Here is a 20,453-nt window from a genome sequence, read left to right as displayed (position 1 = left end):
ACGAGGGGGAAGCTTTGTCGTCGGAAGTCCCGGTGCGCCCGCACCGGCCCGTCCCGCCACCGCGGGGCACCGCCGCGGTCCCGGCACTGGTGGCGCTCGCCACCGCGGTCGGCAGTACCGGGCTCGCGGCCGGCGGCACGGCCGGTCCGCTGCTGGCCACCGCGATGACCGGGTCGGCCGCGGCGGCCGGGCTTCCGGTCGCGATGAACCTCGCCGGCCAGGCCGGCGCCGCCATCCTGGTGTCACGGCTGGCTTCCCAGGGCCGCCGCGGCCCGGGGCTGGCGGCCGGGTTCGCCGTCGGCGCGGCCGGTGCCGCGCTGGTCGTGCCGGCCGCCGCGACCGGGAGCTTCCCCCTCGTTCTCCTCGGGAGCGTCCTGCTGGGCGCCGCCAACGCGGCGGTCTTCCTGGCACGGTACGCAGCGGCCGCGGTGGTACCCCCAGACCGCCGCGGCCGCGCCCTGGGGCGGGTGCTGTCCGCGACCTCCGTCGGCGCCGTCGTCAGCCCGTTGCTGTTGGGCCCGGGCGCGGCGCTGGCGGCGCACGCGGGCCTGGTCCGCGAATCCGGCGCGTACCTGGTGGCCCTCGTGGCCTTCGGGGCCGCGGCCCTCGCGTTCGCCGTGTTGTCCCGCTTCGGCCTGTCCGGCGGACGTCCGGAAGGCACCGCGACCGGGGGAGTCCTGCGGGCCCTGCGCTCGTCCCGCGCATGGCCGGCGATCGCCGCGCTCGCGCTGACGAACTTCGCCATGGTCGGCGTGATGACCGTGGCGCCGGTCCACCTGAGCGCGGGCGGCGACGGCCTGACCGCGGTCGGGCTCGTGGTCGCGCTGCACGTCGTCTGCATGTTCGGCCCGTCCGCGGTCACCGGCGCGCTCGCGGACCGGTTCGGCCCGGTGCACCTCATCGCGGCCGGGGGTGTGCTCCTGCTCGGCGCCGGCGTGCTCGGCGCCATGGCCGGCGAGCACGACCCCGTGGTGATGACCCTCCACCTCGTCCTCGTCGGGCTGGGGTGGAACGGCGGCGTGGTCGGCGGCAGCGCCCTGCTCGGCGCGACCGCGTCGCCCGGACTGCGCACCCACCTCGAAGGAATCGGCGAGGCGGCGATGGGACTGGCGGCCGTGGTGGCCGCGCCCCTGGCCGGCGTCGTCTCGGCGATCGGCGGTTACCGCGGCCTGGCCGCGGGGTTCGGCGTCTTCGCCGCCGCCGGTCTGGCCCTCACCTGCACGCGCGCCAGGAGGCGACCTTCATGAGGATTCTGACCTGCAGCAACAGTTGCCCGCGCTGGGACGGCGGGGTGCTCGCGCCCCGCTCGCCCGGCGGTCTCGCGCCGATGCTCGTCGCGTTGCTCGAACAGCACGGCGGGCACTGGATCTTCACCGCGCCGCCCGACCGGCCGGACGCGCCGGACACCGTGCGGATCGGCGAGGACGTCTTCCTGCACCCGATCGAGCCCGGGGAAGACCTGCGGCGCAAGCACTACGACGAAATCTCCATCCGGCTCCTGCTGGGCCTGCTGCACTACATGCACGACACGTCGGCCCAGCCGGTGTTCGACGACGCGCTGTGGGCCGCCTGGGCCGGCTACGAAGAGGTCAACCGCACCTACGCCAAGCGGCTCGCCGAACTGGCCGCCGGCGCCGGGGACACCCTCGTCCTGCTGAACGACCCGCACCTGATGCTGGTCCCGGAGTTCTTCACCGCGGAGCAGCCCGCCCGCGGCAAGCTCACCTACTTCCTCGGCACCCCCTGGTGCGAGCCGGACTACTTTTCGCTCCTCCCGCGCCGCATCCGCGTCCGGCTCCTGACCAGCCTGCTGCGCTGCGACGTCGTGGGCTTCCACGCGACCCGCTGGGCCGACGCGTTCCTGCGCTGCTGCGCCCGGTACGTGCCGGGCGCCGTCGTCGACGGGCGGAGCGTGCTCCTCGGCGGCCACCGGACGGAGCTCGTCGCGACGCCGTTCCCGCTCGACACCGGCACGATCGACCGCATGACCGGCGAAGCCGCGATGAAGCGGTGGCGCACCCGGCTGGCGCGGTGGTCGCAGGGGCGCCGGATCATGCTGCGCGCCGACCGGCTGGACCTGTGGAAGAACCTGCCCCGCGGGTTCCGCGCCTACGAGCTGCTGCTCGAACGCCGCCCGGAGCTGGCGGCGGAGTGCTGGTTCGCCGCGGTCGTGACGACGCCGAGCCGCGCCGCCGGCCGCCACCTCGCCCACGCGGAGGAGACCGAGGAGATCGTGCGCCGGATCAACGCCCGGTTCGCGACCGGCGGCCAGGAGGCGGTTTCGCTGATCCGCCCGGCCGCGGACGACGACTCCCGCCACTGCGTCCTGGCCGGCCTGAGCATGAGCGACGCGGCGCTGGTCAACTCGACCTACGACGGCCTCAACCTGTTCGCCAAGGAAGCCGCGTACCTGCTGCCGGACGACGCGACGCTGCTGCTGTCGGAGAACGCCGGCGTGATCGAGGGGCTGGGCCGCTTCGCCGTCGGGATCGACCCGTTCGACCTGACCGCGACCGGCGAAGCGATGGAGGCAGCGCTGACCCGGCCCGGATCGTCACTGCGGAGCGAGCGCCGCGCGGCCCTGCGCGAGGAAACCGTGGCCGGCTGGGTGAAGGGTGTCTTCAGGCTCTGACCGGGGATCCCGCGGCCGGGAACGCGCACGGGCGCGTTCCCGGCCCGGGAGTCAGCCGGTCGCCGACACCTTCGGGCGCGAGATGTCCGCGCTGCTGTCCTGGTCGATCGAACCCGCAGCGGGTTCGTCGAGCTGAAGTCGCCGGTGTTGCCGGTGCACTGGCTCCACCTGCCGGCCGCGGCGTAGCTGACCGGCCAGCGGGGGTCGTCTACGCGGGAAACTCGTCGCTGAACGCCTTGATCCACGCGGCGGCGGCCCGGCGGGACACGAAGAAGGCGACGGAACCGATCCGCGTCCAGGCGGACCCGCTCGACCTCATCTAGCCGCCCGCACCCCAGTCACGCCGGTCTTCGCTCCCCGGTTCCCGATCCGGGGCATCCGGGTACGAGGGGGCGCCGCCGTTCCCCGTCGGAGGCTCGGCCAAGGGCGGCTCGTGCCCGAAGAAGCCACCTTGCTCTTCAGGGGGAGCGACTGAGCCGGAAGGTCCGGTTGCGTCGACCGTCCGGTATCGCTCGCGGTACTCCTGTGCCAGGTCGGAGTGCCCGTGCCGCTCGGCGAGATCCGCCAGCTGGTGCCCGAAGAGACTGTTCTGGGCATCGTCGGGATCGGGCAGCAGGTCGACCTTGGCGCCCCGGTCCTCCGCCGCCGGGTTGACTTCGCCTGCAGCGTCGACGAAGAACGCCGGCTCCGGCGGGGTGAAGAATGACGGCGGCGGGACTGCCGGCCGCGGAGCGGCGTTTTCCGGCACGAGGTGGCGGAACAACTCGTCGACCTCTTGGTTGTTGGCCGCCGCGGACAGCCGTGCCAGCGTTCCGATGAGGTCGACCGTCTCGCGTACTTCCTCTTCGTTGCGCGCGAGCCACCACACGACGGTGCTGCCGACGTCGGTCAGGACCTCGTCGCCCAGGTACGCGCGCATCATGCGCTGGTTCGCGATGCGTTGTTCCTGCAGCTGTTGCTGCCGTCGCAAGGCGGCCAGGGCATTGAGGTGCTCGCGGTGGTGCTGGCCGACCTGGGTCTTCACGTCGGTCGCCCACGCTTGCAGCGACCGATCGGAAGTGGCAGCGGGCCGCCCGAGTGACGCGGCCAGCGAGTGGACCACTGCGTCGTCGTCCGGGTGGTGGGACCGGCTGATCTGCCGGGCCCGTTCCACGATCGCCGCGGTGGCGACCGCGGCCGGATCGGCGTGACCTTGGTTGTGACGGAGCTCCGCGGGATCCCAGTGCACCGTGCACCCGAACGTGAACGGGATGCCTTCCAGCGAGCTGGGCAGTGACATCGGGGCGACGGCCCGGCTCGGCGGCGGTCCGGGTGCCGGCGGCGGAGGGGGCGGTGGTGTTTGCTGCGCTGCCATCTGCTGGCGGTAGGCGTTTTCCGCGCGGAGCTGCGCCTGCTCGGTGCGGAAGTGGTAACTGCGCAATCCCCACAGCGTGATGAGGAAGACGGTCACGGCCGCCAAGGCGGTGACCCAGACGGGCCAATCCGCGGCGAAGCCCACGCACAGCGGCACGAGCAAGGCGATCGCGCCACCCGCGATCGTTTCGGTGGTGTTCTTGCTCATCACAGCTCCTCGGGCTGGACGGGTGCCATTGCGGCATCGATGAAGTGTTGGAGCGTCAAGGCGCTTTCCCGCCGGACCTGCCGCGCTTCACCGTCGACCGCACGGTCCACCTGGTCACGGGCGAACGCGTACAGCGTGCTGAGCAGGCGTACCTGCCCATCACACGCTTCGACGAGCAAGGCGGGGTGCTGGTCGAGCCAGCGTTGCACCGGCGCCTCGGGCAACGTGCTGATCCCTTCCGCGAGCAGCCGGTGCCAAAGGACGCGGAGGTTGGTCTTGGCGCTGCGTTCGGCGGCGAGCCGGGCGGGGATGTCCAGCGCCAGCAGGAGCGCACTGTCCGTCGGCCGCGGACTGACGGTGGCCAAGCGGTGGAGCAGCCATCGCTCGAAACCCCGCGCACTGACGAGGGCGAGCAGGCGCCGGTGTGCCAGAGCCCGGACGGAAGGGTTGCTGTGCCCGGTGAAGTAGTGCAGGCGCACCATCGCCTGGGTCGGCCGCTCCGGGGCGATCGTTTCGGTGCACGCTTCGATCAGCACTTCGGCGAAGCCGGCTTCGGTGTTCGGGTTCTTGGCCCGGTGGTAGACGAACTTGCGGAACTCCGGCGAGTAGGTGCTGTGTTGCAGGCCGGCGTCCAGCACCTGGAGGGCGAGGACCTTCTGGCCGTCGTTCGCGGACCACCGGCGTGCGAGGTCCTGGAGGGGCGAGACCGGGCCCGTCGTCAGGACTTGGTCCGCGTAGTGGTCCGCGAGGGCCGAGGCAGCGGGCATACCGACATTGGGAAGCGCGGTCACCACCGCCACCCACTCGGACATCTTGTCGCGCAGTTCGGGGAAGTAGGTCCAGAAGTGCGTTCGCACGGCCTTGTCCAGGGCCAGGTCCTTGAATTCGACGGCTTTGCGGCCGTCGGTGTGGAGCCGGACCATCGCCATCCGCTCGGCGAGATAAGCCCCGTCGAGAACGTGCTTCTCCTCGCGGGGAAGGTTCACGAGCCGGCTGAAAGCGCCTTCGGCCTCGACCATCGCGTCCAGCGTCGCGCCCGGGAGGAACGCCGATACCACCAGGAGCGCCCGGAGGACGGGATCCTGGTGCTCGCGGAACAGAGCGGCGGCTTGCTCGCCTCGCTCGGAGTGCGCGGCCACGGCTTCTCGTGCCCACTCGGCGAGCGTGCCACGTCCGGTTCTGCGAGCCACCGCCGTGGTCAACGAAGCCAGTTCGACGACTTCGCGCATGGGTGACGTCGCCAGGAACGGAGCGGGGGCGTCGAGCGGCGGAAGCGGCTTGGGCAGGGAAAGACCTTCGGCGGACAGGTACGCCTCGAACACCTCGGGTCCCGACGGCCGGTCGATCGGGATGACCGTGGCGATGAGCGATTCGGGCAACAGGATCCGTTGCTCACGCCGGATCACCACGACGAGCCGGGCGTCCTGGTCGTCCACGGCGGCGCGGAACCCTTCGAGTTCGCGGCGGAGTTCGCGGACGTGGTGGTCGTCGGTGTGCGTGAGGTCGAGGAGCAGGCGTTCACCCGGCCTGATGTCGGCCGGATCCAAGGCGGGTCCGTCGTCTTCGCTGCGGTCGGAAAGCTCGCGCAGGCGTCCGGCGTCCAGCGTCGCCTGCTCGGTGAGGCACATCAGCGCGGCGCTGCGGCGGCCCGAGCCCTCTGGACCGGTGAGGACGAGGGTGCGCGAGTCCCGCAACGCGCGCCGGCCGAGCGGTGCGGGCCAGACGAACCGCTCGGCGAGCCACTTGATGTGTTCCCCCGCCACGAACTGCGCGGGTCGCCGTCGCCGCATCTCGAGGACGAAGTGGTTGTGCTGGTCTCCGGTGCCGCCGTGGACGAAACCCGGGCCTTCGAACGTGTAGGTGCTCGGCACGGTGATCACGGCTTGGTGAAGTCGGGTTCGTTGTGCTGGTCTCCGGTGCCCCCGTGGACGAAGCCGGGACCGTGGAAGGTGTACGTGTTCCGGGCTGCTTCCCCCGACCGGTCCGCTCCGCTGTCGCGGTGGCCTTCGTCCCCGACGACCGCGGGGTCGGTGATGCGGGGCAGGAACCCATCGCGAAGCAGGTCCCCGCTGGGGGACGGCACCCGGAGGTAGCCGGTGTCGACCAGCTTCTTGACCTCCACCGGCGCGGGCACGTAGTGCTCGGGTGCGTCCGCCGCATACCCCGAGAGCACGGCGTCTTCGTACGCTCGGGCGGACACGATCGCCGCGACCCGGGTCATGGGACCGGACCGGTTCAGCAGCTCGCGCACCGGCGCCGCGTCGAGCAGCCGGTGGGTTTCGATGCGAGCGGTTCCGCTGCCTTCACTGAGCAGCCCCTGTCCCGAATCCGTCACCGGGCCGACGTGGATGCTGACGCGCATCCGCAACGGCACCGGATCGGCGTTCACCTCGTCGCGGTAGACGAGTTCCTCCTGCAGCGCCGGGAGGAACGGGTTCAGCAGGAAGGGCAACGCGGCCGAGGAAAGGCCGAGTGCGTAGCCGTCGCCGGTGCCGAAGCCGAACCGCATCTCCTGCCACGTCTCGGCGAGCCCGCACCGCTGGAACGCGGAACGCAGGATGGTCGGCACCGCATCGGTGATCCGGGCGTGGTCCCTCGCGAGGGTCCCGCTGAAGTCCCGGATGTCCACGGCGAGCAGGGCCCGGTAGGGAGGCAGTTCGGTGGGTGTTCGCGTCACTTGCTTCTCCTCGTCGTCGAGCTTCGAGGACGAGGGTGTCGAGATTCGCGAACGTGCGTTGTCCGGCGTCGGACAGTTGGAAAGTGGCGTGCGTCACACTCCGGCGGAGATTTTCAGTGTGTCGAGGTCGGAGACCGCGAGTCGCGGTCCGGATCGAAGCGCACCGATCTCGCGGAGCCGCTGGAGGTGCAGGGCGACAGTGCTGCGAGCCATGCCCAGTGCGTCGGCGACTTCCCGCTGGGAGAAGGGAATGTGGTGTGGGTTGGCCGAGGACCGGTCGGCGAGGGCCACGACCTCCAGGAGCAACCGCGCGATCTTGCGTTCGGGGCTGAAGTGCACGAGTTCCACCTGGTAGGGCACCGTCTGGGAAAGCTTGGTGACCAAGTAGTCGGTGAGCACCGAGTGTCCGTCGTGCCGGTTCAGGAAGGCGTTGAACCGGTCGACGGAAAGCACTCGTGCCGTGCAGTGATCGATCGTTTCGACGGTGGCAGTGCGCTTGGACAACCGCCGGGCGGCGACCTCGCCGATCAGGTCGCCGGCTCCGCGCAACGTGATCAGCAGTTGCCCGCCGTCGGGTTCGGCACCGAGGACCTTGACGCGTCCCGAAACCAGGGCGAGGACCGCTGAGCCCGGATCACCTTGCCGGAACAGGCAGCGACCCGGCGGGTACACCTGCTCGACCCCATATTCCAGGAGTCCGGTCCAGCGATCGTCACCCAGAAGCGCGCGAAACCCTCGTGTCACACTTGGTGATATACCCTTCACGACTCGTGCGCACAATGAGGGATCGTGCTCAGCGGCTCAACACCGTGCCCGGCAAGGACTCCAGCGCCGCTCGCGGGGATTCCGCCTGCCGCGGCTGGATTCCCGCGTCCGGGCCGCCCGCCGCCGCTGCAGTCAACGCGATCACCTGGGCCGCGATCGCCTGGCGGCGGGACTCGAACGCCGGGTCCGTCAGCGCCGCCGGATCGGCCGGTTGGCCCAAAACCGGCGTGTGCAGGTGCCCGCCCGCCACCGACGTCAGGCCCAGTCCCAGCCGGACCCGGTTCGCCCGGAACATGGACTCGTTCGACAGGTAGTTCCCGCCGCCGCCCGAAGCCGCGATTTCGCCGGGGGCCGGGGCGTCCGAACGGCACACCTCCGTCCCGGTACCCGGGTGCGAAGAGTCCGGCCACACGCAGAACGCCTGGTTGAAGTTCACCGGGTACGCACCCGGCACCGCGAGCATCCGCGAGTACGGCAGCGTCGTCTCGATGAACTGGACGTCCGGCTGTGGCCAGCCCGCGGCCGGCGGGATCCCGCCGGTCACCGAAACGTTGTTGTTGTCCGGGAAGCCGCCGCGCCAAGCGCCCGCCCAGCGTTCGACGTCGAAGCGGCCCGGGCGGCCCTGGCTGATCGTCAGCACGACGTCCGGGCGCCGCGCGCGGTCGCGCAGCGCGGAGCCGTACGCCGCTTCGACGATGCCGTCGTCGAAGTAGCCCCACACCACCGGGAAACTCACCGCCTGGACCACCGCGGGGCCCGACGGCGTGTCGAGGACGCGGCCGTCGAGCTGAAGCGCCGACGCCCCGGCGGGGTTCGAAATCGAGAGGCCGCGGCCGTCCAGCTGGAACGGGTCGAAGCCGCTCACCATGACCCGCCGCGTTTTGCCGAGCGGGAAGCGGACGTCGTCCAGGCCGCGGGAGCCCCGGTCGAACGCCGTGAGCAGGGCCGCCCGGTCGGGCAATCCGAATGTCGGCCGCCACTGCCGGATCGCGCTGCTCAGCTGCAGCCTCGCCCAGTACAGCGGCCGGTCGTCGAAGCGGTCGAGCGTGCCGAGGTCGGGACGGCGGCCCTGGGCGCGGTCGACGGCTGTGCGCCACAGCCGGTCGCCCGCCTGCGTGACCAGGCGCTCGGCCCGGCGCGGGGTGCGCGCCGCGCAGAGATCGTGCTTCACCTCGGCGACGAGCGGGTCGAGCCCGGCCAGCCGGACGAGTTCGGGCCCGACGGCGGGACCGCCCGCCGGCAGGGTCGCGGTCAGGCGTTGTTCTTCCACGGTCAGCGGCGCGGCCGGGTCGAAGCAGCCGGGCGCGGCCACGGCCGTGCCGGGGAGCGCGAAGAGCGGGACGGCGGCGAGCAGGGGGAGCAGGGCGGTCAGGCGCACGGGGTTCCCTCCACGGCGTGGGTGACGCGGTCGAGTCTTCCGCCGACCGCGCCACCCGCGTAACCCCTTTAAGTCGGGATCAGCCGGTCGCCAGCACCTTCAGGCGCGTGATGTCCGCGCTGAAGGTGTCTTGGTCGATCGGCGAGGAGCTGTACTGCCAGAACGTGTAGAAGCCCCAGTTGTACGGCAGCGTGCCCACCGTGGACGCGTAGCGCGCCACCCACAGCGGGTTCGTCGAGCTGAAGTCGCCGGTGTTGCCGGTGCACTGGCTCCACCAGCTCGTCGCCGTGTAGATCACCGGCCAGCGGGTCGTCTTCGCGTGGTACTCGTCGCTGAACGCCTTGATCCACGCCACCATCTGCGACGGCGTCTTGCCGTAGCAGGCGTTGTTCGGCCCCCATTCGATGTCGAGCGTGCCCGGGAGCGTCTTGCCGTCCTTCGACCAGCCGCCGCCGTGGGCGACGAAGTAGTCGGCCTGGGCCGCGCCGCCCGAGGTGTCCGGGCGGCCGTAGTGGTACGCGCCGCGGATCATGCCGACGTTGTACGAACCGGTGTACTGCTGGCTGAAGTACGCGTTCGTGTAGCCGGTGCCCTCGGTCGCCTTGACGTAGGCGAACTTCTTGCCCGCGCTCCAGTACGAAGCCCAGTTGACGTTGCCCTGGTAAGCGCTTACATCGATGCCGGGGACGCTCGAGTCCACCGACGCCGGCGCGAGGCCGGCCGGGGCCACCCCGTCGTGGGCGCGGATCGCCGCCCCCATTTCGTGGTTGCCGGTGGCGTCTTGCTGGGGGAGCGGCGGCGATGCCTCGGCGCCGGTGGCGGTCGCGACCAGCAGGGAGGTCGAGACCGCGAGTGCGGCGCCGAGCAGGCGGCGCCACGGTCGTGGTGCAGTCATCTTGAGTTGTTCCTTCCGGTTGCCCTCGCTGTGCGCGGCTGTGCAGGGCCGCGCCGCACGATTCTGTTACAGCAGGTCCGGCAACGTCACTGCTCCATGTGATTTAATTTCCGGAACCCCTGAACTGTGTGAAAAGCTGACGAAACGGGTGTATCGGCCCTGTTGGCGTCTTGTAGCGGGGGAAGCCAAGAGGCAGACTCGCCCGCATGCCCGCGCTCAGATGCCGCCGAACCCTCGTCATCGCCGCTGCCGCCGCGCTCGTCACCACCGTCGCGAGCGGGCCCGCTTCCGCGGCCACCCCCACCCCCAAGTCGCCGGTCGCCGTCGGCTTCGGCGGGGCCGTGGCCAGCATCGACGCCGACGCCACCGCGATCGGCACCCAGGTCCTGCGCGACGGCGGGAACGCCGTCGACGCGGCGGTCGCGGTCGCCGCCGCGCTCGGGGTCACCGACCCGTTCTCCGCCGGGGTCGGCGGGGGCGGGTTCTTCGTCTACTACGACGCCGCGACGCACCGCGTGCACACCTTGGACGGCCGCGAAACCGCGCCGGCGACCGCCGACGAGAACCTGTTCGTCGAGAACGGCAAGCCGCTGCCGTTCGCCGACGCGGTCACCAGCGGGTTGAGCGTCGGGGTGCCCGGCACGCCGGCGACCTGGTCCGAGGCGCTGCGCAAGTGGGGCACGCGCTCGCTGGCGAAGTCGCTGAAGCCCGCGGAGAACCTCGCGCGCAACGGCTTCGTCGTCGACTCGACGTTCCAGACGCAGATCGCGAACAACGCCGCGCGGTTCTCGGCGTTCCCGTCGACGCGCTCGCTCTACCTGCCGGGCGGTGCGCCGCCGGTGCCCGGCACGGTCTTCAAGAACCCCGACCTGGCCGCGACGTACGCGCAGCTGGAACGCCACGGCGTCGACGCGCTCTACGACGGCCCGATCGGCGCGGACATCGCCAAGACCGTGCAGCAGCCTCCGGTGGATCCAGCCTCGACGCTGAACGTCCGGCCCGGCAAGCTCACCACCGCCGACCTCGCCGCCTACGACGTGATCGAGCGCCGCCCGACGCACACCAGCTACCACGGCCTCGACGTCTACGGCATGCCGGCGCCGTCGTCCGGCGGGCTGACCGTCGCCGAGGCGCTCAACATCCTCGAGAACTTCGACCTGAAGCACGCGAGCAAGGCCGACTACCTGCAGTACTTCCTCGAGTCGACCCGGTTCGCCTTCGCCGACCGCAACCGCTGGATCGGCGACCCGGCGTTCGTCGACGTCCCGGCGCGCGAGCTGCTCAGCCAGCGCTTCGCCGACACGCGGGCCTGCCTGATCTCGAAGGACAAGGCCGCGACCAGCCCGGTCGCCCCGGCCGACCCTCGCCACCCCACACCGTGCGCCGCCGGGACGACGGCCGCGCCGACGCCGTACGAAGGCGAGAACACCACCCACCTGACGGTCGCCGACAAGTGGGGCAACGTCGTCGCCTACACGCTGACGATCGAGCAGGAGGGCGGCAGCGGCATCGTCGTGCCGGGCCGCGGGTTCCTGCTCAACAACGAGCTGACCGACTTCTCGTTCACGCCGGTGACGCCGGGCGTGCCCGACCCGAACCTGCCGGGCCCCGGCAAGCGGCCGCGCTCGTCCATGGCGCCGACGATCGTCCTCGACCACGGCCGCCCGTTCTTCGCGACCGGCTCGCCGGGCGGTGCGTCGATCATCACGACGGCCCTGCAGGTGATCCTCGGCCGCCTCGACCGGGGCCTGTCCCTGGAGGACGCGATCGCGGCCCCGCGCGCTTCGCAGCGCAACTCGGCGGCCGCCCAGGTCGAGCAGGCGTTCCTGGACCAGCCCGAGACGGCGGAGCTGCGGGCCCGTGGCCAGGGCTTCTCGACGGCGCCGGCCGAAATCGGCGCGGCCACGGGCGTGGAGCGCCTGCGCGACGGCCGCTGGCTGGCGGCGGCGGAACCGGTCCGGCGTGGTACGGGTTCGGCGCAGGTGGTGTGGCCGACGCGCTGGTAGCGACGCGGCCCGAGCGCCCCAATGTGGCCTTGGTTGCGTCTTGCGCACCGAAGGCCGCCTTGGGTGCGTCTGACGCACCGAAGGCCACATTGGGGCGCTGGCGCGCCTTGCTGAAGAGGGCCTTCTAGACTCGGCTCCGATGTTCCAGCCACCTGAATCCCCGCTCCCGCCGGGGGTGGGCCGATGAAGCTCGTCTTCGCCGGCACGCCCGACCCGGCGGTCCCCGCGCTGCGCGCCCTGCTCGACTCCGGACGGCACGAGGTCGTCGCGGTCGTCACCCGTCCCGACGCGCAGGCCGGGCGCGGCCGCCGCGTCGTCCGCTCCCCGGTCGGCGCGCTCGCCGACGAGCACGGCATCGAGGTCCTCACGCCGGCGCGCGCGAGCGACCCGGCCTTCCTCGCGCGGCTCACCGAGCTCGCGCCGGACGCCTGCCCGGTCGTCGCCTACGGGGCGCTGCTGCCGCAGGCCGCCCTCGACATCCCGCGGCTGGGCTGGGTGAACCTGCACTTCTCGCTGCTGCCCGCGTGGCGGGGCGCCGCGCCGGTGCAGGCCGCGATCCGCGCCGGGGACGAGATCACCGGTGCCTCCACCTTCCGGATAGTCAAGGAGCTGGACGCGGGCCCGGTCTACGGCGTCGTCACCGAGGCCATCGGGGCCACCGACACGGCGGGCGGCCTGCTCGGGCGGCTCGCGGAGTCCGGGGCGAAGCTGCTGCTGTCCACCATGGACGGTCTCGCCGACGGCAGCCTGGTCGCGCGCGAGCAGCCCGCCGAGGGCATCAGCTACGCGCCGAAGGTGACGGTCGAGGACGCGCGGGTGTCGTTCGCGGACCCGGCGTCGGCGGTCGACCGGCAGATCCGGTCGGTCAGCCCGGACCCGGGCGCGTGGGCGGAGTTCCGCGGCGAGCGGTTCAAGCTCGGCCCGGTCACGGTGCTCGACGAACCCGGCCCGCCGCCGGGCGAGATCGTGGTCGAGCGCAAACGGGTACTGGTCGGGACGGCGACGAAGCCGCTGCGGCTCGGCGAAGTCCAGGCACCCGGCAAGAAACGGATGGCGGCCACCGACTGGGCGCGCGGTACGAGGATCGACCAGGGAGAGCGCCTCCGGTGAACGACCACAGGGAACGACGTCCGTCACGGCCGCAGCGGGGCCGCCCGGCACCGCGCAAGGAGGGACCGCGCCGCCCGCCGGAGATCGACCCGGCCCGGCAGGCCGCGTTCGACGTCCTCGCCGCCGTGCGGACCAAGGATGCCTACGCCAACCTCGTCCTCCCGGACCTGCTGCGCGAGCGGCGGATCACCGGCCGCGACGCCGCGCTGGCCACCGAACTCGCGTACGGCGCTTCGCGGGCCCAGGGCCTGCTCGACGCCGTGATCGCCGCCTGCGCCGAGCGCCCGCTCTCGCAGACCGACCCCGCGGTGCTCGACGCGCTGCGCCTCGGCGCCTACCAGCTGCTGCGCACGCGCATCCCCGAGCACGCCGCCGTGACGTCCACTGTGGACATGGTCCGCGCGGAAGCCGGTTCGTGGGCAACGGGGTTCGCCAACGCGATCATGCGCAAGGTGTCCGAAAAGGACGAAGCGGCGTGGCTCGACGAGCTCGCGCCGGACGACGCCGCCGACCCGATCGGGGCCTACGCGCTGCGGACCGCGCACCCGCGCTGGATCGCCCGCTCGTTCGCCGAAGCGCTGGGCGACAAGGGTGCCGGGCTCAAGGCCGCGCTCGAAGCCGACGACGCGCGGCCCGAGGTGCACCTGGTCGCCCGGCCCGGCGAGATCAGCGCCGACGAGCTCGCCGCGATCACCGGCGGCGACCCGGCGCCGTACTCGCCGTACGGCGTGCGCCTGCCCGCCGGCGCCGGCGACCCGGCCGACGCGGAGCCGATCCGCGAGCGGCTGGCCGCGGTGCAGGACGAGGGCAGCCAGCTGTGCGCGATCGCCGCGACGAAGGTGCCCGTCGAGGGCTCCGACGAGCGCTGGCTCGACCTGTGCGCGGGGCCCGGCGGCAAGGCCGCGCTGCTCGGCGCGCTGGCGGCGTTGAGCGGGGCGACCGTGGACGCGGTCGAGAAGGCGCCGCACCGCGCGAAGCTGGTCGAGAAGGCCACGAGCGGGCTGCCGGTGAAGGTGCACGTCGCCGACGGACGCGAAAGCGGCCTGGAGCCGGGCTACGACCGGATCCTCGTCGACGCGCCGTGCAGCGGCCTCGGCGCCCTGCGGCGGCGGCCGGAAGCGCGGTGGCGCCGCCAGCCGTCCGACGTCGCGGACCTGACGAAGCTGCAGGGTGAGCTGATCAACGCGGCGTACGCGCTGCTGCGGCCCGGCGGCGCGCTCACCTACGTCGTCTGCTCGCCGCACCTCGCGGAGACGGAGGGCGTGATCGGCGAGACGGCGCGGCGGCTCAAGGCCGAGGTGCTGGACGCGCGCGAGCTGTTCCCGGGCGTGCCGGAGCTGGGCGACGGGCCGTATGTCCAGCTGTGGCCGCACCGCCACGGCACCGACGCGATGTTCTGCGCCGTGCTGCGCAAACCGTGAGGGACCTCGGCCTGGTGGCCGGCTCGTGCGGCGGGCTCGACACCCGCTTCGCCGCCGAGCTGGCCCGCCCGGCGGCCGACCGCGGCTGGCGGACGGCGATCACCCTGACGCCGACGGCCCAGCGCTGGCTGGAGTCCACGGGCGGCCTCGCCGAGGTGGCGGCGTGCACCGACTTGCCGGTGCGCAGCGTCTCCCGGCTGCCGGGGGAGCCGCGGCCGCACCCGGATCCGGACGTGTTCCTGTTCGCGCCGGCGTCGGCCAACTCGGTGGCGAAGCTGGCGCTGGGCGTCGCGGACAACCAGGCCCTGACAGTGCTCGGCGACGTGCTGGGCGCGCCGGGGATCACGATCGTGGTGGCGTACCAGATCCAGGACACCCGGGTGCACCACCCGGCGTGGCAGCGCCACCTCGACACCCTGGCGGAGGCCGGGGTGACGCTGCACCGGCTGGACATCCGGCGGCCGTGGACCGAGGCGCTGGACCTGCTGCCCTGAGCCGCCGCCCGCGCCGAGTGGAGCACCCGGCCGCGGGGGCGCCCCCGTTTTCCACGCTACCGGTCACCACCGACAAATTCCGCGCCGCTTCAGCTACGAGCACACCGCCGCGTCCGTCGCCGCCAGCAGGTGCTGGTTCGTGTCCGCCGGGGTCGGGTTCTCGTTCAGCACCACCGTCACCCGGCGGCCGCCCGGGCCCACCCCCGCGAGGTTCGTGAAGCCGATGATCCCGCCCTCGTGACCCCAGAACTCGCCGCACGACACCGGGATGCTGCCGATGCCCAGCCCGTACCGGGCCCCGGGCACCCCCAGATCGGCCGGCACCGTGCGCCGCATCTCGGCCAGCTCCGCCGGGCGCAGCAACCGACCTTCCAGCAGTGCGCCGTAGAACCGGTCCAGGTCCGCCGGAGTCGAGACGAGGCCGCCCGCCGCCCCCGCGATCGTCGCGTCGAAGTCGCTGAAATCGACCAGCCGCCCGCCGATCGGGGCGTAGCCGACCGCGTGCGGGTCGGGCAGCTTCTCGTCGCCCCGGCGCGGCAGGTACGTGTCGCGCAGGCCGAGCGGCCGCGTGATCCGCCGGGCGATCAGATCGTCCAGCGGACGGCCCGTCACGCGCTCGGCGAGCATCCCCGCCACGATGTAGTTCGTGTTCGAGTACGACCAGCCCGCGCCGGGCGGGAACAGCGCCGGGTGCTTCAGCGCCATCGCCACCAGCTCGGCCGGCTCGGCGCCGCGGTGGCGCAGGGCTTCCGGGTCGGCCAGGTCGAGGTCGTCGGTGTAGTTGTAGAGCCCGCTGGTGTGCTGGAGCAGCTGCCGCACGGTGATCCGCCGGTCCGGGAGCAGGCCCGGCAGGTAGCGCTCGACCGGCGCGTCCAGCTTCACCCGGCCCTCGCCCACGAGCTGCAGCACGACCGTCGCCACGAACGTCTTCGTGACGCTGCCCGCGCGGAAGGAACCGTTGCGCGGGAAGGGTTTCCCGGTGGTGACGTCCCCGGTGCCGCTGCGCGTGACCCGCGTCCGGGCGCCGTCCTGGACCACCGCCGCCGCGCCCGGCACGCCGTCCTGGGCGGTCAGGGCGTCCAGGCTGTCCTGCACCGAACCGGTCGCGAACGCCGGTGCCGCGGTGGTGGCGGCGAGCAGGGCGACGAGCGTGCCGGCGGTGGCGATCCGCAGTGACTTTCGCATGAGAAAACCCCCTGGTGTCGTGGTTTTCCCCACGCTAGGGACACCGGACACCAGGGGGAATCGGGGAGACCACCCGAAGAACCCGGGGGTTCACCCCACCACTCAGCGCAGCTTCAGGGCCCGCTTGAGAGTCCCGAACAGGTCGGTCTGGTTGGTCAGCCCGACGATGTTGGCCGCCTGCGGGCCGAGGCCCGCGATGCGCACCTGGGTCCCGGTGTGCGACTGCGAGCCGCCGGTTTCCGCGGTGCCGTAGGCCAGGGTCATGTTCGCGCCCTCGTTGGTGACGAGCGTCGCGGTCAGGCCCGGGGTGGCGGTGGGCTCGACGATCTGGCTGCTGTGGCCGTGGTCGGCGGTCACCAGCACCAGGGTGTCGGGGTGGCTGCGGGCGAACGCCGTGCCCGCCGCGATCGCCGCGTCGAAGTCGACCGTCTCGCCGATCTGGCCGCACGGGTCGGCCGCGTGGTCCTGCTTGTCGATGCTCGCGCCCTCGACCTGCAGGAAGAAACCCTTGTCGCTGCGCCGGTCGTCGAGCAGCTCGAGAGCCTTGCGGGTCTGGTCGGCCAGCTTCGGCTGGGTGGCCGGCAGCTTCGGGTTCGGGGTGCACCGGGCCGGCGCGGTGCCGCCGTGGACGGCCGCCGGGCCGGTCCAGTTGACGGGCATGTTGCCGTCGGCGAACAGGCCGAGGACCGGCTTGCCCTTCTTGACCGCGGCCAGGTCCGCCGCGGTGTTCGCGACGGTGTAGCCGGCCGCCTTGGCCTGCTCCAGCACGGTCTTGCCCTGGAACTTCCCGGCCGTCACCGGCTGGTTGAAGTACTTCGCGCCGCCGCCCAGCAGGACGTCGGGGCGGGTCTGCACCAGCTGCTCGGCGATCGAGCCGAGGCCGCCGTTCTCCTTGGCGTTCTTCGCGCACTTCGCGGTCGTCTCGACCGGGCCCTTGCAGTCGCGGCTGACGACGTGCGAGCCGAGCACGGCCGGGGTCGCGTCCTGGACCTCGGCGGTGGTGACGTCGCCGGTGCGCAGGCCATTGCGCTTGGCGATCTCGAGGATCGTCGGGACGTCGTTGCCGTACGCGTCGACGGAGATGGCGCCGTTGTAGGTCTTGGTGCCGGTGGCCCAGCCGGTGCCGGACGCGGCCGAGTCGGTCACGTAGTCCGGCTTGGCCGGGTTGTCCCGCTCCACGGCGTAGGTGGTGTAGTCGCCGGTCAGCGGCAGCTCGTCCATCGCGAGCCGGCCGGCGGCGCCGCGCTCGTAGTTGCGGGCCGCGGTGATCTCCGACTGGCCCATGCCGTCGCCGATGAACAGGATCACGTTGCGGGCGTGCCCGCCCTGGATCGCGGCGCGGACGTCGTTCGTGCGGTCACCGGTGCCGGCCGACGCGCGCGCGTCGGCGTTGCCGGAACCGCCGGTGGCCAGTGCGACCGGGGCGGCGGCGACCAGTGCGGCGCCGAGCGCGCCCGCGATCAGCCACCGGCGGCGGCCGGCGAACAGCGAAGCCATGGTTCTCCTCGGATGGGGACTTCGGGGGTTTTCCGCCCGGATTTCGGGCATGGCCCATTAGTCCCCGTGCATGTGTTCCGCGAAGGGACACGAGGTGACCGCGGGGCGTCCGCTGATCGAACTCATGGCTTCCCGCGGGTGACGGGGAGCACGTCGGCTACCGGCCGGCGAGGTGTCCGGGCCGCACGACACCGGCTTCGTAGGCGATCACGACGGCGTGGCTGCGGTTGCCCGCGCCGAGCTTCGCGAAGATGTTGCCCACGTGGGTCTTCACCGTCTCCAGGCTGATCACCAGCGCGGCCGCGATGTCCTGGTTGGACAGTCCGCCGGCGATCAGCCGGAGCACCTCGGCCTCGCGCCGGGTCAGCGTCTTCGCCGCCCGCGCGTGCTTCCCGCCCGGCGGCCGGGCGGTCACCAGCCGCCGGATCGCTTCGGGGAACAGCAGCGAATCCCCGGCGGCGACGGTCCGGACGGCGTGCGCGATCTCCTCCTTGCGCGCCCGCTTCAGCAGGAACCCGCTGGCCCCGGCCAGCAGCGCTTCGTGGACGTAGTCGTCGTTGTCGAACGTCGTGACGACCAGGATCTTCGGCGGGTCCTCGAGCGCGGCCAGCACCTGCCGGGTGGCCTCGATGCCGTCGGTGCCGGGCATCCGGACGTCCATCAGCACGACGTCCGGCCGGCTCCGGCGCACCTCGGGCAGCACCTGGGCGCCGTCGGCGGCCTCGCCGACCACCGGCAGGCCCTGCTGCTCCAGCAGCGCCCGCAACCCGGCCCGGACCAGCGGTTCGTCGTCGGCGAGCAGCACCGCGGGGCTCATGCGCCCGCCCGCAGCGGGATGGTCGCGCGCAGCCGCCACCGTTCGCCGTCCGGGCCGGCGGCGAGCTCGCCACGTAGGGCTTCGACGCGCTCGGCGAGCCCGGCCAGCCCGCGGCGGCCGGGGCGCGGGCCCGCGCCGGCCAGCGCGTTGACCACGGCGATGGCGAGGGCGTCCGGCCCGGCCTCGACCCGGACGTCCACCGCGCCGGGACCGGCGTGGCGCAGGGCGTTGGTGAGTCCCTCCTGGACGATCCGGTAGCCCTCCCGCGACACCGCGGCGGGCAGCGCGGCGACCGGCCCGGTGACGGCCAGCCGCACGTCTAGCCCGGCTTCGCGGGCGCGCACCGCGAGGACGTCGACCTTGGTCAGGGTGCGTGCCGGCTCCTTCGCCGCGGGTTCTTCGCGAAGCAGGCCCAGCACGTGGTCGAGGTCCTCCAGCGCACTGCGGGAGGCTTCTTCGATCGTGCCGAGCGCGCGCCGCACCTGGGCCGGGTCGGCCTCGACCAGCTCGGCCGCGGCCGCCGCCTGGATCGTCGACGTCGTGAGCGTGTGCCCGATCGAGTCGTGCAGCTCGCGGGCCAGCCGGTTGCGCTGGGCGAGCACGGCCGCGTGGCGTTCGGCCAGCACCGCGCGTTCGCGGTCGGACGGGCCCAGCAGCGCGGTCGCGCCGGTCCGGAAACCGCGGGTGGCGGCGGCCGTGAGGACCATCGCGAGCCCCAGCATGATCAGCGAGGCCGGCACCGTCCACGGCCCGGCGACGGTGGTCGCGCCGAAGAACGAGAACTCGTCCTGGTCGCCGCGCAGCCACATCGCGATGGAGAAGAGACCGAAGACCAGCAGGAGGTCGACGGCCACCAGGAGGCCGCCGAACCCGGCGTGCAGGACCAGCCACGTCCCGGACCGCAGGCGGTCCGACCAGGCGGGCCGGGCTCGGCCGGGCGACGGCAGCGCCGTGCCCAGCAGCCCGTTCGCCGCGGCGACGCCGAACCGCCGCACCGGTCCCAGCAACCCCAGCAGGCCCAGCAGCACCGCCAGCCCGAGCAGGGCGAGCAGCACGCGCGGCCGTCCCGCCGGGCTCAGCAAGGCCCACGGCACGGCGAACGGCGCCACCGGGACGGTCAGCGCCGCGCCCAGCACGGCGTAGGGCAAGCCGCGGTAGCCACCGGGGCGGACCAGGGACTTCACGAAACCGGACATGCCGGCGAGCCTATTGCGGCCGGAGTGGCGCACACCTCCCTCCGCGGAGCCAGATCCTGGTCACAACCGGTTAGCGACCGTTAGCAGCGGCCTCCTACACTCGGGACGTGGCAGACCGACCCCTGATCGCCCCCAGCATCCTGTCCGCGGACTTCGCCCGGCTCGGCGAGGAGATCGCCGCCGTCGCCGCCGGCGGGGAGACCCGCGCCGACTGGGTCCACGTCGACGTCATGGACGCGCACTTCGTGCCCAACCTGACCCTCGGCCTCCCCGTCGTGAAGGCACTGCTGAAGAGCACCGACGTGCCGATCGACTGCCACCTCATGATCGACGACCCGGACCGCTGGGCGATCGGCTACGCCGAGGCCGGCGCCTACAACGTCACGGTGCACGCCGAAGCCGCGAAGGACCCCATCACGCTGGCGAAGAACCTGCGCGCCGCCGGGGCGAAGGCCGGCCTGTCGCTCAAGCCGGGCACCGCGCTCGAGCCGTGGCTCGACGCGCTCAAGCACTACGACACGCTGCTGGTCATGTCGGTCGAGCCGGGCTTCGGCGGGCAATCGTTCATCGCCGACGTGCTGGAGAAGGTCCGCACCGCGCGGCGGCTGGTCGACACCGGCCACCTGAAGCTGGTCGTCGAGATCGACGGCGGCATCAACGCCGACACCATCGAACAGGCCGCGGAGGCGGGCGTCGACTGCTTCGTCGCCGGGTCCGCCGTCTACGGCGCCGCCGACCCGGGCAAAGCGGTCGCCGCGCTGCGCGAGCAGGCGGCCCGCGGCCGCGCCGGCTGACCGGCCGGGCGGCACCGGAGAAGCC

General features: G+C 72.7%; 17 protein-coding genes. 7 read left to right on the top strand and 10 right to left on the bottom strand.

The genetic code is table 11. From position 1 onward, the window contains the following. Positions 1–14: 14 nt before the first annotated feature. Together H4696_RS19300 and H4696_RS19295 are read left to right on the top strand one after the other, a co-directional pair. Positions 15–1,247 carry an MFS transporter gene (locus H4696_RS19300; protein WP_158104261.1) on the top strand — a complete coding sequence of 411 codons (1,233 nt, stop codon included), beginning with the start codon at positions 15–17 and terminating at the stop codon, positions 1,245–1,247. Beyond that, complete coding sequence (locus tag H4696_RS19295) at positions 1,244–2,632, top strand: trehalose-6-phosphate synthase (RefSeq protein ID WP_192782416.1); 1,389 nt, start codon at positions 1,244–1,246, stop codon at positions 2,630–2,632. The genes H4696_RS19300 and H4696_RS19295 overlap by 4 nt, the downstream gene beginning before the upstream one ends. Positions 2,633–2,951: 319 nt before the next feature. On the opposite strand, the gene H4696_RS19290 is transcribed toward H4696_RS19295, so the two are convergent. From H4696_RS19290 to H4696_RS19265, 6 genes are all read right to left on the bottom strand, one after another. Beyond that, positions 2,952–4,193, bottom strand: a complete 1,242-nt coding sequence (locus H4696_RS19290; RefSeq protein WP_086856146.1) for a hypothetical protein — start codon at positions 4,191–4,193, stop codon at positions 2,952–2,954. After that, entirely contained in the window at positions 4,193–6,064 is a 1,872-nt protein-coding gene (locus H4696_RS19285) for a hypothetical protein (RefSeq protein ID WP_192782415.1), read from the bottom strand. Before H4696_RS19285 ends, H4696_RS19290 begins: the two co-directional genes overlap by 1 nt. 5 nt (positions 6,065–6,069) lie before the next feature. Next, positions 6,070–6,870, bottom strand: coding sequence for a hypothetical protein (locus H4696_RS19280; RefSeq protein ID WP_086856144.1), 801 nt, complete (start codon positions 6,868–6,870; stop codon positions 6,070–6,072). A 93-nt stretch (positions 6,871–6,963) separates the two neighbouring features. Further along, on the bottom strand, positions 6,964–7,635 hold the full coding sequence (locus H4696_RS19275; RefSeq protein WP_249026824.1) for a Crp/Fnr family transcriptional regulator: 672 nt from the start codon (positions 7,633–7,635) through the stop codon (positions 6,964–6,966). 28 nt (positions 7,636–7,663) lie between these two features. Then, positions 7,664–9,013 carry a C15 family peptidase gene (locus H4696_RS19270; protein WP_086856142.1) on the bottom strand — a complete coding sequence of 450 codons (1,350 nt, stop codon included), beginning with the start codon at positions 9,011–9,013 and terminating at the stop codon, positions 7,664–7,666. A 79-nt stretch (positions 9,014–9,092) separates the two neighbouring features. Next, positions 9,093–9,908: a lysozyme gene (locus H4696_RS19265; protein ID WP_086856141.1), complete on the bottom strand. Its 816-nt coding sequence runs from the start codon at positions 9,906–9,908 to the stop codon at positions 9,093–9,095. Positions 9,909–10,114: 206 nt separating this feature from the next. On the opposite strand from H4696_RS19265, the gene ggt reads away from it, so the two are divergent. From ggt to H4696_RS19245, 4 genes are all read left to right on the top strand, one after another. Beyond that, positions 10,115–11,914 carry a gamma-glutamyltransferase gene (gene ggt / locus H4696_RS19260; protein WP_086856140.1) on the top strand — a complete coding sequence of 600 codons (1,800 nt, stop codon included), beginning with the start codon at positions 10,115–10,117 and terminating at the stop codon, positions 11,912–11,914. 183 nt (positions 11,915–12,097) lie between these two features. Continuing rightward, complete coding sequence (fmt, locus tag H4696_RS19255) at positions 12,098–13,024, top strand: methionyl-tRNA formyltransferase (RefSeq protein WP_086856791.1); 927 nt, start codon at positions 12,098–12,100, stop codon at positions 13,022–13,024. Further along, positions 13,021–14,445 carry an RsmB/NOP family class I SAM-dependent RNA methyltransferase gene (locus H4696_RS19250; protein WP_086856790.1) on the top strand — a complete coding sequence of 475 codons (1,425 nt, stop codon included), beginning with the start codon at positions 13,021–13,023 and terminating at the stop codon, positions 14,443–14,445. Before fmt ends, H4696_RS19250 begins: the two co-directional genes overlap by 4 nt. Further along, positions 14,442–14,939, top strand: coding sequence for a flavoprotein (locus H4696_RS19245; RefSeq protein WP_086856789.1), 498 nt, complete (start codon positions 14,442–14,444; stop codon positions 14,937–14,939). Before H4696_RS19250 ends, H4696_RS19245 begins: the two co-directional genes overlap by 4 nt. A gap of 93 nt (positions 14,940–15,032) precedes the next feature. Here H4696_RS19245 and H4696_RS19240 read toward each other — a convergent pair whose 3' ends face one another. From H4696_RS19240 to H4696_RS19225, 4 genes are all read right to left on the bottom strand, one after another. Further along, complete coding sequence (locus tag H4696_RS19240) at positions 15,033–16,124, bottom strand: serine hydrolase domain-containing protein (RefSeq protein ID WP_192782414.1); 1,092 nt, start codon at positions 16,122–16,124, stop codon at positions 15,033–15,035. Between the two features lie 102 nt (positions 16,125–16,226). Further along, positions 16,227–17,621: an alkaline phosphatase gene (gene phoA, locus H4696_RS19235; RefSeq protein WP_192782413.1), complete on the bottom strand. Its 1,395-nt coding sequence runs from the start codon at positions 17,619–17,621 to the stop codon at positions 16,227–16,229. Positions 17,622–17,778: 157 nt separating this feature from the next. Then, positions 17,779–18,438, bottom strand: a complete 660-nt coding sequence (locus H4696_RS19230; protein WP_086862991.1) for a response regulator transcription factor — start codon at positions 18,436–18,438, stop codon at positions 17,779–17,781. Next, a complete protein-coding gene (locus H4696_RS19225) occupies positions 18,435–19,634 on the bottom strand; it encodes a sensor histidine kinase (protein WP_086862979.1) in 1,200 nt (399 codons plus the stop codon). The genes H4696_RS19230 and H4696_RS19225 overlap by 4 nt, the downstream gene beginning before the upstream one ends. Before the next feature lie 122 nt (positions 19,635–19,756). Here H4696_RS19225 and rpe point away from each other — a divergent pair, with 122 nt between their 5' ends. Then, positions 19,757–20,428 (top strand): ribulose-phosphate 3-epimerase, encoded by a 672-nt coding sequence (rpe, locus tag H4696_RS19220; RefSeq protein ID WP_086862992.1) that lies wholly within the window; start codon positions 19,757–19,759, stop codon positions 20,426–20,428. Positions 20,429–20,453: the final 25 nt, after the last annotated feature.

It is taken from the genome of Amycolatopsis lexingtonensis, from assembly GCF_014873755.1.
Classification (GTDB): Bacteria; Actinomycetota; Actinomycetes; order Mycobacteriales; family Pseudonocardiaceae; genus Amycolatopsis; species Amycolatopsis lexingtonensis.
This window is presented reverse-complemented; position numbering and strand designations above follow the sequence as displayed.